Source organism: Pseudomonadota bacterium, assembly GCA_008501635.1.
GTDB lineage: Bacteria > Pseudomonadota > Gammaproteobacteria > QQUJ01 > QQUJ01 > QQUJ01.
Map to the genome: position 1 here is coordinate 189,183 of QQUJ01000018.1, position 13,833 is coordinate 203,015.

The following is a 13,833-nucleotide window of genomic DNA, read 5'->3' on the forward strand; positions in this document are numbered from 1 at the left end:
TCATGTCTTTCACTGCTGGTGAAAAGTCGTCGAAGGGATTTTAGGGAGAGGTAGTATGAACACTAGCCGCACTCTGCATATTGGTCGAATCGATTCGGTTGTTCGCCGCCGTCTGCGCGCGCTCGGATTGGGATTGGCACTCTCCATGGCAGTGGTCGCACCTGCTCGAGCGGCTGTCGATATAGCCAATGTTCCGCTTTTCACTACGAGCAACGTGCCGGGTAACTTGCTATTTGTACCCTCCGTGGAATGGCCGACTATCACCAGCGTGGCATCGCTGGGTGATTACGATGTCAGTCGCATCTACATCGGCTATTTCTCCGCCGGCAAGTGCTATCAGTATTCCTACAGCGCCACGGAGGCGAATCGCCATTTCTATCCGGTCCGCAATACGGCTGACCGTACCTGCACGGGCGCCAATGAGTGGAGTGGCAACTTCCTCAATTGGGCCGCGACCCAGACCATCGATCCCTTTCGCATGGTATTGACGGGTGGGTACCGGGTGAGAGACACGCCTACTGAGACGTGGCTAGAAAAGGCAAACCACACCGGTCAGGGTGGAACCGGCATCTACCCCAATCGTCGTATTCCAGCATCCGGAAACAATTCAACCATGCTGCAGGGCGCAACGCCTTTCAGTCACAACTGGATGCGCATGCGCATCCAGGGACTCGGTAACAAGATGCGCTTCCGACTCAACGACGATGACGTGGATGCCAGTGTGACCGCCTACAATCCCGGTGCGGCAGTGCTGACAACGCGGGCGTACGAAGTCAGCATTCGTGTCAAGGTATGCGACAGCGCCGCCTCGGGGGGCGTCGAATCCAACTGCCGTCCCTACTCGCAGGGTTGGAAGCCGGAGGGGACCATACAACAATATTGGCGGAATCTGCGTTATGGGGTGTTCGGCTACCTCAATGAGGGCCAGACCTCGCGTGATGGTGGTGTGTTGCGGTCGCGGATAAAGACCGTAGGACCGGTGATTCCCGGCGGTGTTGTCGAAGCGAATAACCCCAACAAAGAGTGGGATCCGGTGACGGGTGTGCTGGTTCGCAATCCCAATCCCGCAGATGCTACCGACACCTCCTCGGCGCACGGTATCTCCATTCTGGACAGTGGGGTTATCAACTATTTAAACAAGTTTGGACAGATGACGAGCCAGAATCACAAGAGCTACGATCCGGTCAGCGAGCTCTATTACGCAGCCATTCGCTATCTCAAGAATCAGGGTAATGTGGCGGAGTATACGAATATGACCGGCACCGCCGTCGACCGGTCAAACATGGCGGATGGATTCCCCGTCATCACCAATTGGGGTGATCCGATCCAGGCCTGGTGTCAACCCAATGTGATTCTCGGAATTGGGGATATCTATACGTGGACCGACAAAAATTTACCGGGTAACGGCGTTATGACTAACGAGCCCGCTACACCGGGCGCGGTGTCGTCGGATGCGACGGTCAACGTTGTCACTCGCACGCAGGACGTTGCCACCATCGAAGGTATTGCCATCAACACGCCGTTTACGGGCCGAGATAACTCCGCTTACATGGCCGGCCTGGCCTATGATGCGCACACCCGGGATATCAGGCCCGATCTCACCGGGGGCAAAACCACGGTCTCCACCTATTGGGTCGATGTGCTTGAAGCTCAATCACTGGAAGGCATGGAACGCAATCAGTTCGCCCTGGCGGCCAAATATGGCGGCTTCAGAGTTCCGGATGGTTTCGACCCCGACACGCACGCCGGTCCGTTGCCCGATGCTTGGTGGCATTCCAATGGTGAGACGCTGACACCCTTCGGTAGCCGTGGTGCCGGCCAAGCAGCGTTCTTGCGGCCCGATAACTTCTTCACCGCCGGTGAAGCCGATGCGATGGTGCTGGGGCTTACCCAGGCCTTTGAGAGCATTATCAATGAGGTCGAAAGCTCATCTACCTCAGCCGCTACCAGTGCCGCGATACTGCAAACCAACACGCTGCTCTTCGTGGCCGGATTTCGCAGCGGCGATTGGACAGGTATGTTGACAGCCAACGACATTGATCAGTCCAGCGGGGCGTTGACCGGCGTGGCATGGGATGCCGAAGCGGTGCTGCGCGTTCGACTGCCTTCATCACGGAATTTCTACACCCGAGCCAGTGATACTGGCAGCGGTACCCTCAGCGGTATAGCACTCAATCCGACAACCGATTGGCTTAGTCTCAGCAACGCGCAGCGGGATGCCCTGAACCGCCGTCCCGACGGCACCATCGACGGGCTGGGTCAGAGCCGTATCAACTGGTTGCGTGGCGTCGAGGGTGGCGATCCTTCGTTCCGCAGCCGCACGGACTCGGTAACAAGCGAGGTGCGTTTACTGGGCGATATCGTGAACTCCAATCCGCAATTCGCGGGCAAGAGGGACTTTGGCTACAGCCTCTTAAGCGGCCTGGGGGCGAGTTACACAACTTTTCGCACAACTCCCGGATCTGACTATCAGAATCGACCGGATGTGATCTATGTCGGCGCCAACGATGGTTTACTGCATGCTTTCCGTTCCACGGATGGCACCGAGATCTTTGCCTACATGCCCAGCGAATTGCTGTTACCGGAGAGCGGCAATACCTCCGCGCGTATCACTACATTGATGAGCACAAACTACAGTCACCGCTACTTCATGGACGGAACCGTAGCGGTGGGCGATGCCCACGCCGCGAGTTGGGTTGGTGGCACCAGTGGTTGGAAGACGGTGCTGGTGGGCTCTATGGGATCAGGGGGACGTACGGTATTCGCCCTGGATGTCACTGCCCCGCAGAACTTCGGCACCGGCAGCGTGCTGTGGGAGTTCAAGGATCCCGATCTGGGCTATGGTGTTGGTCAACCCACTATCGCGCGTATGCGCAACGGGGAGTGGGCTGCGGTGTTCGGCAACGGCTATAACAGCGATAACCATCGCGCGATGCTGTTCATCGTGCGATTGAGCGATGGACAATTACTGGCCAAGATCGACACTGGCGTGGGCGATGCCGTGACATCAAACGGATTGGCCACGCCGAAGGTGACGGATTGGCCTGGGCTCGATCTGTCGGCCCGTTATATCTACGCTGGCGATCTGCAAGGCAATATGTGGCGGTTTGATGTTTCCTCCATCGATCCCAATCAGTGGGACAGTGCCGCCAATCGGGGGGTTCTGTTCCAGGCGCTGGATAGTGGTGGTGTTCCCCAATCCATCACTGCACGGCCCGAAGTGGCCCTAAATCCCAACGACCCCAATAGCCTGATGGTGTTATTCGGTACGGGAAGCTATTTCCGGAATCTGGACGGAGGTAACAACCAAGTGCAGAGCCTGTACGGGATTATCGATGCCAACGGCGTCGCTGTGACTGGACGCAACCAGCTGGTGCAGCAAACCATCACCTATCAAGGCATCCAAACTTTTGGTACCGAAACGCATACTGTGCGAGAGATGTCCGCCAACGCAATCGGAGCAGATAAAGGCTGGTACTTGGATCTGATCTACGCGGGTAACGCCATGGGCGAACGGGTGATCAGTAGCCCAACTTTCCCTTCAGGGCAGATCCAGGATCGTATTCGCTTCTCCACGCTGATCCCCGATCCGGACCCATGCGGTACCGGACGTACGGGTTTCATCATGGATATCATGCTAGGTTCGGGTGGGCAGGCGAGCTTTCCGGTTTTCGATCTCAACAACGATGGTCAATTTGACGCGGGCGATACGTCCAGCGGCACAAACTACGGTGGTTTTGGCGGCGGTGGCGGTGAGCAGATTATCGATATTAGAGACCGAAATCAGAATGTCGATCACTTGTACGGAGGACAGGATCGTCTAGGGGCTGGGCGAAACAATGCGGGCCCTGCAAACCGGCAGTCGTGGCGGCAGCTGCGCTAAAGGCAGCCGTTGTGCTGGCCCACGCATTACGGAATATTCTAACTGTGTGGGTTGATTATCGAAATCGCCACCCCAGTGGTAGTGGAATTGGAAAGGCTGTGTGCAATCCTGTCGGGGTTCAAGGCCGTTGATCTCGAACCGGGGTTCTACTGAGAGGCGCTGTTTGCTATGAATAGAGTGAAGGCGGGATTTACCCTTATCGAGTTGATGATCGTGGTGGCGATTGTCGGTATTCTCGCGGCCATCGCGTTTCCTGCCTATCAGGAGCAGGTACGCCAGTCACGACGAGCTGATGCTCAAGCGGTGTTGCTGGAAGCGGCACAGTTCATGGAGCGCTTCTTTACGCAAAACAGCCAGTATCATCAGACTCGCGATGCTGTACCCGTCGCGGTCGCTCTGCCGGCAGGTTTGACACAGTCACCCAAGGATGGGGGTACCGCCCGATACGCCATTACAATCGCAGCTGTTGCTGCAAATACCTTTACTCTCCAGGCAACGCCGGTTAGTGATCCGGCATGCGGGAATTTGACCGTGAATCAGGCGGGCACAAAAGCGGCATCGGGACCTCTCGGAACCAATCAGTGTTGGCGGCGCTAGCCTGGTAGCGGACAGATCGATCTTCAGCGTAGTTCCGCAGGCAGCGGAAAATGGATGTCCTCGCTAAATTTCCTAGGTGACGGAACGAGCGTGGCGCCCAAGCTCTGCAGTTTTTCAACCACCGATTCGACGATCTCCTCTGGCGCGGAGGCCCCCGCGGTGACACCCACAAGTTGCCGATTCCTGATCCAGCTTGCATCCAATGCATCGGGGCCGTCAATCAGATAGGCTTCGACGCGGTGTTTTTCCGCCAGCTCTCGCAGGCGGTTGGAGTTCGAGCTATTGGCCGATCCGACTACGATGATCAGGTCGCATCCGGAGCTCAGCGCCTTGACAGCATCTTGCCGATTCTGGGTGGCGTAACAGATATCATCATTTTTTGGTCCCAGAATGGACGGGAATCGCTTTTGCAGTGCGGCGATAATCTCCGCTGTATCGTCTACCGAAAGTGTCGTCTGGGTGACATAGGCAAGATTGTCCGGACTGTCAACACACAGGGCCTCAACTTCAGCAATGGAACCCACCGTGTAAATACTGCCGTTGGGATTGTCATACCGACCCTTCGTGCCTTCTACTTCCGGATGGCCCTGGTGCCCGATCAGAACGACCTCGCGACCTGCTTTGGCATGCCGAGCGACTTCCATATGAACTTTGGTCACTAGCGGGCAGGTGGCATCGAATACTTTAAGACCGCGCCGCGCAGCCTCTTCCTCAACCGCGCGTGATACTCCGTGCGCACTGAAGATAACCGTGGATCCGTCGGGTATTTCATCTAGCTCTTCAACGAAAACGGCTCCTCTTTCACGGAGATTCTCGACGACATGACGATTGTGCACAACTTCATGACGGACGTAGATAGGCGAGCCGAAGAGTTCCAGCGCACGCTCGACGATGGCAATGGCACGATCAACCCCGGCGCAGAATCCGCGGGGGTTGGCGAGGACGATTTCCATGTTATCTCCGGGTGTTTGCAGCGCTTTCCAAGGCAGACATTCTAACAAATAGAAACAAAGACGGCTTGGCGGGACAATGGGCAGTCCGTGGGCATGATGCGTGTCAGTCGCGATCAGTTGTTATCGCGTTTTTGCCGTGATTGCCAAAGAACTTCATCGCTGCCCTCGCTGCGCACAAGGACTCGCGCGGTCACGAAAAGCAAATCCGATAGACGATTCAGGTAGCGCGGAAGGTTATCACTGACGCGCTCTTGCTGCGCTAAAGTAACGAGTCGTCGTTCGGCGCGTCGGCACACCGCTCTCGCGAGATGGCACGCTGCACCGGATGAGGTGCCTCCGGGAAGAATAAACTCTTTCAACGGGGGCAGTTCCGCATTGAGTTTGTCGAGATCAGATTCGAGTTGACGAATGCTCTCTGCGTCGATAGCGACGAATTCCGGAAGTGCCAGTTCACCGCCGAGATCGAACAGTTCGTGCTGAACGCGTGTCAGCACTTCTGTGACCGGGTCTGGCAGGGCGTGGCACAACACGATCCCTACGTGGCAGTTGGTTTCATCCACAGCACCGATAGCTTCGATTCGAGCACTGTCCTTCGCGACCCGATCGCCTCTGCCAAGTCCAGTGGTGCCATCATCGCCGGTGCGGGTGTAGATTTTCGAAAGCCTGTGGCCCATGGGGTATTCCGCTAGTCAACTCAATGCATAACCTTAGCAGAGCCCTATAGGGATCGGATAGGGTAGAATGCGCGCTTTGCGGAGGTGATCAGCGGTGGCGGAACTGATACTTGGAGGGATGCGCTCGGGTAAAAGTCGCGAGGCACAACAGCGGGCCTTATCCAGCGAGATGGAGGTGGTGTACGTTGCGACGGCCGCCGCGGGGGATGAAGAGATGGCGCAACGGATAGCGCGGCATCGTGCCGAGCGCCCTGCGGGTTGGATAACCGTTGAAGAACCGCTCCAACTAGCCGATACCCTTCAGAATCTGGCGGCGCCCTCACGCTGCCTGGTGGTGGACTGTCTGACGCTGTGGCTTTCCAATTGGTTGTCTTTGGAGGGGGAGTCAGCATCTGGATTCAATCAAGCCTACAACCAATTGCTGGAGATCATCCCGGTGGTTGCTGGGCGCATTATTCTGGTCGGCAATGAGACCAATCAGGGTGTGATCCCCGTGAACGCCTTGGCTCGTCGTTTTTGTGATGAGTCGGGAAGGTTGCATCAGGAACTGGCGCAGATCTGCGATCGCGTTACGCTGATGGTCGCGGGGTTGCCCATTGAGTTGAAGAAGGAACAGGCATGAAACCGGGGTGGATCGATGAGTGTGTATGCGAGATCAACGTCGATTGCCAAGCGGCGGCCACCGCGAGGCAGCTTCAATTGACCAAACCGGCGGGATCGCTGGGGAGACTTGAGGGCTTTGCTATCCGCTTGGCTGGATTGCAGAGCACTGAAAGGCCGACTCTGGAGCGGGTGGGTATAGTGGTGTTTGCTGCCGACCATGGTATCGCTGCCGAAGGCGTATCGCTGTTCCCGCAATCGGTGACCGTGGAGATGATACGCAACTTTGCCGGCGGCGGTGCGGCAATCAGCGTGGCGGCGCGACAATTGGGCGCTTCGTTAGAAGTTGTGGATGTGGGTGCGGTATCGGACCCTGGCCCGCTGGTGGGCGTTGTTAGCACGCGCATTGGCTGCGGGACGGCCAATTTTCTTCGCCATCCGGCCATGGATGAAGCTCAGTTGACGACCGCGATGGACGTTGGTCGGGATGCTGTGCTGCGCGCTGTAGAAAAAAAAATACAGCTTTTCATCGGCGGCGAAATGGGAATTGCCAACACCACCGCGGCGACGGCGCTGGCCTGCGCTCTACTCGATGCCCAGCCCGAGGAAATTGCGGGTCCCGGAACCGGACTCGATTCAGCGGGTGTGATCCACAAGGTGAGCGTAATACGTCAAGCATTGCAGCACCATCGATCCGCCTTTGTAGATCCCTGGCACGTATTGCGCTGCGTAGGCGGATTCGAGATTGCCGCGTTGGCGGGTGCGTACATCGCCTGTGCTCAGTCTGGGGTGCCGGCATTGGTTGACGGATTCATCACTTCTGCTGCCGCGCTGGCAGCGTTACGACTGCGTCCGGACATTGCTCCGTGGCTTATCTATTCGCATACCTCCGCCGAACCCGGACATGCGCGGATTCTTCGAGTCCTGGATGCCGAACCGTTACTGAATCTGGGTCTGCGGCTGGGTGAAGGAAGCGGTGCTGCGGTCGCCGTACCGATTCTGCGAATGGCTTGTGCGTTACATAACGAAATGACGACGTTTACCGAGGCCGGAGTCACTGAATCTCATGAATAAGCATTCAACGATCATCGATTTGATACGTCATGGCGAGCCGGAAGGTGGTCGAATGTATCGAGGTCACAAAGATGATCCACTGAGTGAACTCGGTTGGCGGCAGATGCGCGAGGCAACGGCTCACTGCAACGGATGGGAGAAAATCGTTTCGTCGCCGTTGCAACGTTGTGCAAAGTTTGCGGACGAGCTTGCCAATGAAAGAAATGTACCTCTCAGCATCGACGAAGGCTTTCGCGAAATCTGTTTCGGTATTTGGGAGGGGCGTGCCCCGGCGGATCTGGAAGCCGAGAACCCCGAACGCATGTTAGCCTTTTGGAACGATCCCATTGCCAATTGGCCTCAAGGCGGCGAACCCTTCGACCAGTTTCAGATCCGGGTGGCCAAAGCATGGGAGAAGTTGCTGCGTGAGCATACGGGACAGCATCTGTTGTTGGTTGCGCACGGCGGGGTGATTCGCGCCATACTGTTTCATGTGCTCGGTATACCGCCGCGTAATTTCTTCCGTCTGCAGGTGCCTTATGCGGCCATCACCCGCCTGCGTGCGGACGGTAACGGTAAATACCCCCATCTGGTTTTCCATAGTGGGCGGCCCTGATGCTACAGCCCTTTTTACTGGCACTGCAATTTCTGACTCGTCTGCCAATCCCTCTCCCGGGCAATATTGAACCTGAAGTGCAAGGTCGATCGGTGATCGCCTATCCCTTGGTGGGGTTGGTTATCGGTCTGCTGGTGGCCATTCCGGCGTATGTGGCATCGGCAAGCGATCCAATGGTGATTGCCGCGCTGATGCTCACTGTCTGGGTACTGGTTACCGGGGGATTGCATTTCGATGGTTTGGCGGATAGCGCGGACGCTTGGTTGGGCGGGCAGGGCAATACAACACGTACGCTGGAAATTATGAAGGATCCGCGGTCCGGTCCGGCGGCTATCGTGCTGGTAGCGCTAGTGCTGTTGCTCAAACTCGCCGCGCTTACTGCCTTGGTCCGTGCGGGAGAGCTAGTGGCTGTGCTGCTGATTCCGATGTTGGGGCGGGCGGCAATCGTTGGGCTTTTTCTTACCACGGTTTATGTGCGTGTCGGCGGTCTTGGCGCGTCATTGGCACGCTCGCTGCCGCGCCAAGCGGGGATGGTGGTAATAGGTATCGTAGCGCTGCTGTTCCTGACGGGTGGCGCGGCAGGGTTGCAGTCGTTGGTCTGCGCGGGATTGACCGTAGTCGGGCTTCGCGCCCTGATGATCGCGCGCATCGGCGGTGCGACGGGAGATACGCTTGGCGCAACGGTAGAGATCAGTGAGGCGGCTGCGTTGCTCGGTTGGGTGTTGGCGCTGTAATGGAAATCATCCGCTATCATGGTTTGGTGCTGCAAACCCTGCTCCTTATTTGCAGCATGGCGATACCGGCTGGCGTTGCTGCCGATCCGGTGAGCATCGCCGATGCCTCCGGCAGGGCCGTGGAACTAGCGCATCCTGCGCGGAGGATCGTCAGCCTCGCGCCGCACGTCAGTGAGCTGCTATTCGAGATCGGCGCCAACGATTTGCTGATCGGCGCTGTGGAGTTCAGCGATTATCCGCCTGCCGCAGTCGAGATTCTGCGCATCGGCGATTACAAGAACTTTGACATGGAGTCCTTGCTTGAGTTGAAGCCCGACTTGGTTATCGGTTGGTGGTCGGGAAATCGTTCGCAGCATATCGAACAGATCCGTGCGTTAGGAATACCAGTCTATCTTTCCGAGCCGCGGCGATTGGATCAGATACCGACTTTGATGCGCGATCTCGGCAGGCTAAGCGGCCGCAGAATGCAATCCGATGCTGTCGCAGAACGGTTCGAAAGACACCTCAACCGATTGCGGAGTCAGTATGCCGATCAGAAACCGGTTTCGGTCTTCTTCCAGGCCTGGGATCAACCGCTGATGACCTTGAATGGAGAGCATTTGGTGAGCGATGCAATCGCTATCTGTGGCGGGACCAACGTCTTTGCCCATCTCAGCCTGCTTGCGCCGACAGTTACGGTTGAGGCCGTACTGGTAGCAGATCCAATGGTTATCGTCACCGGTGGTATTGGCAGAGCTCGTAGCGAATGGTTGGAGCGTTGGCAACGCTGGCCGCAGCTTCGCGCTGTCAAACACGGTCACCTACGCCGCATCGATCCGGATCTTCTGCAAAGGCCGACAAGTCGGATTCTGCAGGGGTTGACGCAGTTGTGCGAGATATTGGCGCAAGCGCGTGCAAGCCTGTCGAAGTCAGCCCCGGAGTAGAAATCGCACAGGGATTTCCACCCGTAATGGCGTAACGGAAATTGTGTCCTCCAACGCTAACGGAATCTCCTGAATCTGCGCAGCATTGTGCAATGCACTGTTGTCGAGCAGCTTATAACCGGAGCTGCTCACCAATTCAACGCCGATAATCTGGCCGCGGTTGGTCACAACAAAGCGTAATCGGACAACACCCTGCCAGCCGCTGCGTCGCGCCAGCAACGGATAGCGAAACCGGCTTTGCATGTGTTCGGTCAATTGTGCCTGAAGATGCGACCGCCATTGAGCAATCTGCTCGTCGCTGGCCTTTTGCGATGCAGTGATTGTCTCGGGAGCCGCGTACAACGTAGTTGTTTCCACCTTGCCGGCTGTTCTTGCCGTTTCCCTTTTTACCACCTTACCTGATGGTAAAGTTTCTGTGGCCTTGGTCTGCAGAAACCGGTTCTTCGGTTGTTTCGGCGGTTTCGCTGCGAGCGTTCGGTCCGACCGCAAGGGTTGTACTTGCAGGGTACCGCGGGTTTCAGCGACAAAGGCTTTTGTTGGCACCGAGCTTGATTCAGACGGACGCACCGATTCAGTGCTTGGGTAGACAGCGTCGGATTCAATCGGCGATGCGCGCACGACGGAGGGTGTCGTGGGCAGCAGGGTTGCACGCAAACTGATACCGACCCGATGGTGTATCGGCTCCGTCGGAGTGGTCGATAATACACCAGCAACCAGCAGCGATAAATGAACCCCGCCAGAGATCAGCAGGAACTGCATCAGGGGCGGCCATCGAGTCACTGTCGGGTATTCTCCTTCAGCGCAGTGGCGCGTAACGCAGCGCAAGAAACAGGGAGCGCTCGGGCGTGTTATAGCCGCGAGCCAGTTCGTAGGATTTGTTGAACGTGTTGTCGAGGCGGAGTTCAAGCGCCAGCTCACGGCTCAATGAGTAGTTGGCAAAGAGGTTGAGTAAGCCGTAGCCGGGGAGCTGAATGCGTGTTGCCGGAAAGGTGTTGAAGTCCAGTTCATCGCGTTCCGAACTAAGTAGAATCTCCCCGCCATAATTCCAGCGCTCGTTGTGATGGGTGGCGCGGAGCGAGGCTTTTTGGTCGGGGCGACGCAGCAGTCTGGTATTGTTGTCCTTATCGCGTGCATCCTGCAGGGTCAGGTTGCCGGAGATATCCCAAGCGCCGGTCTTGACAGTGTACTCAAACTCAATCCCCTCCAGCGAGGAACGATTGATATTGATCGCCTGGGCGTTGGTTCCCTCAAAGGCAATAAGATTGTCGATTGCTGTTTGGTAGAGGGTGGCGCGTACCTGACTGGCCTTGTTGGGTTGCCACCGCAGCCCCACCTCGGCGGTTTCGGAATCCTCGGGACGAAGATTGGAATTGCCTGAATAAAGAAAGGTGCCGCCACCAAAAAAATCGAAGCCGGGGTGATAGAGATCGTTGATGTTGGGAGCGCGAAACGCGGTGCCGTACGAGGCGATCAGTCGTGTGCGCTGGGTTAGGCGATAACCCCAAGCGAGCTGCCCCGTCGTCTCTCCGCCATAGGCGCTGTGCTCGTCATGGCGCACGGCAAGCTGCAGATCGTGCGCGGTACCGTTGTGCTGGAACTGTGCGAACAACGCCGTATTGTCGGCGCTGCGGTCGAACACGGTGCTGTTGGTTGCGAGATCGATGTTAAGGGCATCGTCCTCGTGGAAACTCACTCCCAGGGTTAGCAGCTGATCCGGGCTCAATGCGATGTCGTTTTGCCAATCGAAACTGATGCGCCGGGTCTCTGCAGCTGACGGGGAACTCGATCGGGTCTCCAGTTCGTCGACCGTATGTCCCAGGGTAAGGGTCTGGATCCACAGGTCATTGACCGAGTGAATCAGGCGTGTCTGAAAGGTCTGATTGATGCTTTCCTGAGTGCCGCTATCGAACTCCACGTCACTCGCGCTGCGCCAAATCACGAGCGACAGCTGCGTGGCTGCACTCACGTCGATATTCATTCCGGCATTGAAACTGATGTTCTCGGCGCCGTCGTCGTCGGGATCGTAGCTGCCGCCGTTGCTGTTCTGCGCAGAAAATCCGTCGGTCTCGCGCTGCTCGGCATTGATGTGGAAACGCACGCGATCGCCACCACCGATGCCAGCCTGCAGGCTGCGCGTGCCGAAGCTGCCCGCCTCAAGCCGCACGAATGGCGAACTGACCTTGCGCGTGAAGATCTGAATCACCCCGCCGATGGCATCGGAGCCATAGAGCGCAGCGCGTGGCCCGCGCACGACTTCGATGCGTTCGATCAATGCCGGTTGCAGATGCTGCCAACTAAACGCACCGGTGGTTGCCGAGCTGGCACGCACGCCGTCGATCAGCACCAGCACATGATTGGAGTTGCTGCCACGCAGGAAGATGCTGGTGTCGCTGCCGGGTCCGCCGGTACGTGCGATATCGATGCCCGGTACCATGCGTAGCACCTCGGCCATATCCTTGGGCTGGCTGCGATCGAGCGTGGCGCGGTCGATAACGGTGACCGAGGCAAGCGATTCGTCGGTGGTTTCGGCGACGCGGGTTGCGGTAACGATGACTTCGTTTTCCGCCGGAGGCTCCGCATGGAGCGATGCCGAACCGATGATGATGCTGGCGGCAGTAAGAAAACCAAGGTGTGAGTTCATGTGTCCTCCCGGCATGCGCCCACCCGCGCATGTGTACACTAGGCAGAGATTGACAAGGGAGGGTTGTTCGAGGGAGGTTTTTAAGAAACCGCCACAGCCCGCCGCTGTCTATTGCGTGCGCTTCGGGCCGGTCTCCGGGCTCGCGAGTCAAGGCCGATCGCCTATGGGTGGACCGCCTTCCCATGCAGTGCTCTGCACAGTGGCCGGTTGATCCACCACAACTCGCCTACCGTTGCGGGGGCAGCGCCGGAATTATGAAAAATGGGGTCGGTGAAAACTCGACTTCGACACAATTCTTCATGCACCGGCTTCCCGTTTCACCCTTCGGAGGGAAGTCCCAAGGGCACCTGAAGCGGTGGAGCAACTGTAGGGATTTGACGCGGCGATGTCAACGCGGCAACCAGATATCTCGCCCTTCGTGGTGAAGTTTCGCGATGGGATGTTGGTAGAGCGTTTCGAGCGTGGTGACGTCGATTGTCTGCGCAGCAGGGCCCGCGACGGTTGTTCCTCCGCCGAGCAGCAGGAGCAGATGATCGCAAAAGCGCGTTGCGAGGTTGATGTCATGTAAGATCACCAGGAGTGCTTTACCGCTTTCGGTGGCCAGCTTTTTGAGGTGACTGAGCACTTGGATCTGGTGATGCAGATCCAGGTGGTTGGTGGGCTCGTCGAGTAGCAGGATGTCCGGGTCCTGGGTGAGCAGAGTCGCCAACGCCAGTCGGCGCCGTTCGCCACCGGAGAGGGTCGAGACCAGCCGTGTCGCCAGATCGTCGATTCCCATCAGATGCAGTGACTGTATGGCGCGTCCGACATCTTTATCGTCTTCCCATGCCCAGCGGCCGAGGTAAGGGTGACGACCGATCAAAGCCGTTTCCAGCGCCGTGGCGGGGAAGGCGTCGGCCTCCTCCTGAAACAGTACGCCTAGCTGTTGGGCCACTTTGCGCCGCGGCAACTCGCTTAGGGCCCGATTCCCCAGGATCACCTTACCGGCCAGCGGTGCGCGCAGTCCGGCCAGTGTGTGAAGCAGGGTCGTTTTACCGGCCCCGTTGCGACCCAGTAGCCCCCAGCATTGACCGGGGGCTACTTCGAGGTCGAGATCGGCACAGATCGCGACGTTACCGATTTTGACGGAGAGTTTCTGGGTTGCCAGTGTTGCCATCGT

The 13,833-nt window shown here is 57.6% G+C and carries 12 protein-coding genes and 1 riboswitch; of the genes, 7 read left to right on the top strand and 5 right to left on the bottom strand.

The genetic code is table 11. From position 1 onward, the window contains the following. Window positions 1–55: 55 nt before the first annotated feature. Together DWQ09_10935 and DWQ09_10940 are read left to right on the top strand one after the other, a co-directional pair. Complete coding sequence (locus tag DWQ09_10935; GenBank protein KAA3627681.1) at window positions 56–3,883, top strand: hypothetical protein; 3,828 nt, start codon at window positions 56–58, stop codon at window positions 3,881–3,883. Window positions 3,884–4,051: 168 nt separating this feature from the next. Next, window positions 4,052–4,480: a type IV pilin protein gene (locus DWQ09_10940; protein ID KAA3627682.1), complete on the top strand. Its 429-nt coding sequence runs from the start codon at window positions 4,052–4,054 to the stop codon at window positions 4,478–4,480. A 23-nt stretch (window positions 4,481–4,503) separates the two neighbouring features. Here the strand turns inward: DWQ09_10940 and DWQ09_10945 are convergent, their stop codons facing one another. Further along, the gene (locus DWQ09_10945) at window positions 4,504–5,433 is read right to left on the bottom strand and encodes a 4-hydroxy-3-methylbut-2-enyl diphosphate reductase (GenBank protein KAA3627683.1); all 930 of its coding nucleotides are present in this window, start codon (window positions 5,431–5,433) and stop codon (window positions 4,504–4,506) included. Window positions 5,434–5,546: 113 nt separating this feature from the next. Next, window positions 5,547–6,107, bottom strand: a complete 561-nt coding sequence (locus tag DWQ09_10950) for a cob(I)yrinic acid a,c-diamide adenosyltransferase (protein ID KAA3627684.1) — start codon at window positions 6,105–6,107, stop codon at window positions 5,547–5,549. A 94-nt stretch (window positions 6,108–6,201) separates the two neighbouring features. Between DWQ09_10950 and DWQ09_10955 the strand changes: the two genes are divergently transcribed. The 5 genes from DWQ09_10955 to DWQ09_10975 are packed head-to-tail and all read left to right on the top strand — an operon-like array spanning window position 6,202 to window position 10,033. After that, the gene (locus DWQ09_10955; protein KAA3627685.1) at window positions 6,202–6,729 is read left to right on the top strand and encodes a bifunctional adenosylcobinamide kinase/adenosylcobinamide-phosphate guanylyltransferase; all 528 of its coding nucleotides are present in this window, start codon (window positions 6,202–6,204) and stop codon (window positions 6,727–6,729) included. Beyond that, the gene (cobT, locus tag DWQ09_10960; GenBank protein KAA3627686.1) at window positions 6,726–7,781 is read left to right on the top strand and encodes a nicotinate-nucleotide--dimethylbenzimidazole phosphoribosyltransferase; all 1,056 of its coding nucleotides are present in this window, start codon (window positions 6,726–6,728) and stop codon (window positions 7,779–7,781) included. Before DWQ09_10955 ends, cobT begins: the two co-directional genes overlap by 4 nt. Then, complete coding sequence (locus DWQ09_10965; GenBank protein ID KAA3627687.1) at window positions 7,774–8,376, top strand: histidine phosphatase family protein; 603 nt, start codon at window positions 7,774–7,776, stop codon at window positions 8,374–8,376. Before cobT ends, DWQ09_10965 begins: the two co-directional genes overlap by 8 nt. Then, entirely contained in the window at window positions 8,376–9,110 is a 735-nt protein-coding gene (locus tag DWQ09_10970) for an adenosylcobinamide-GDP ribazoletransferase (GenBank protein ID KAA3627688.1), read from the top strand. The genes DWQ09_10965 and DWQ09_10970 overlap by 1 nt, the downstream gene beginning before the upstream one ends. After that, window positions 9,110–10,033: a cobalamin-binding protein gene (locus tag DWQ09_10975; protein KAA3627689.1), complete on the top strand. Its 924-nt coding sequence runs from the start codon at window positions 9,110–9,112 to the stop codon at window positions 10,031–10,033. The genes DWQ09_10970 and DWQ09_10975 overlap by 1 nt, the downstream gene beginning before the upstream one ends. On the opposite strand, the gene DWQ09_10980 is transcribed toward DWQ09_10975, so the two are convergent. The 3 genes from DWQ09_10980 to DWQ09_10990 all read right to left on the bottom strand — a co-directional run bounded on the left by DWQ09_10980 (window position 10,019) and on the right by DWQ09_10990 (window position 13,830). Continuing rightward, window positions 10,019–10,792 (bottom strand): energy transducer TonB, encoded by a 774-nt coding sequence (locus DWQ09_10980; protein ID KAA3627690.1) that lies wholly within the window; start codon window positions 10,790–10,792, stop codon window positions 10,019–10,021. The two genes, DWQ09_10975 and DWQ09_10980, sit on opposite strands and share 15 nt — an antisense overlap. 37 nt (window positions 10,793–10,829) lie before the next feature. Next, entirely contained in the window at window positions 10,830–12,689 is a 1,860-nt protein-coding gene (locus tag DWQ09_10985; GenBank protein KAA3627691.1) for a TonB-dependent receptor, read from the bottom strand. 92 nt (window positions 12,690–12,781) lie between these two features. Further along, window positions 12,782–13,040, bottom strand: a riboswitch (cobalamin riboswitch). Window positions 13,041–13,062: 22 nt separating this feature from the next. Beyond that, entirely contained in the window at window positions 13,063–13,830 is a 768-nt protein-coding gene (locus DWQ09_10990) for an ABC transporter ATP-binding protein (protein ID KAA3627692.1), read from the bottom strand. Window positions 13,831–13,833 lie beyond the last annotated feature (3 nt).

Excerpts from the sequence above, each read along its gene's own strand:
- DWQ09_10990 (KAA3627692.1), bottom strand. The coding sequence starts at position 13,830 with ATGGCAACACTGGCAACCCAGAAACTCTCCGTCAAAATCGGTAACGTC.
- DWQ09_10965 (KAA3627687.1), top strand. The coding sequence starts at position 7,774 with ATGAATAAGCATTCAACGATCATCGATTTGATACGTCATGGCGAGCCG.
- DWQ09_10940 (KAA3627682.1), top strand. The coding sequence starts at position 4,052 with ATGAATAGAGTGAAGGCGGGATTTACCCTTATCGAGTTGATGATCGTG.
- DWQ09_10975 (KAA3627689.1), top strand. The coding sequence starts at position 9,110 with ATGGAAATCATCCGCTATCATGGTTTGGTGCTGCAAACCCTGCTCCTT.
- cobT (KAA3627686.1), top strand. The coding sequence starts at position 6,726 with ATGAAACCGGGGTGGATCGATGAGTGTGTATGCGAGATCAACGTCGAT.
- DWQ09_10980 (KAA3627690.1), bottom strand. The coding sequence starts at position 10,792 with ATGCAGTTCCTGCTGATCTCTGGCGGGGTTCATTTATCGCTGCTGGTT.
- DWQ09_10935 (KAA3627681.1), top strand. The coding sequence starts at position 56 with ATGAACACTAGCCGCACTCTGCATATTGGTCGAATCGATTCGGTTGTT.
- DWQ09_10985 (KAA3627691.1), bottom strand. The coding sequence starts at position 12,689 with ATGCCGGGAGGACACATGAACTCACACCTTGGTTTTCTTACTGCCGCC.
- DWQ09_10970 (KAA3627688.1), top strand. The coding sequence starts at position 8,376 with ATGCTACAGCCCTTTTTACTGGCACTGCAATTTCTGACTCGTCTGCCA.
- DWQ09_10945 (KAA3627683.1), bottom strand. The coding sequence starts at position 5,433 with ATGGAAATCGTCCTCGCCAACCCCCGCGGATTCTGCGCCGGGGTTGAT.
- DWQ09_10950 (KAA3627684.1), bottom strand. The coding sequence starts at position 6,107 with ATGGGCCACAGGCTTTCGAAAATCTACACCCGCACCGGCGATGATGGC.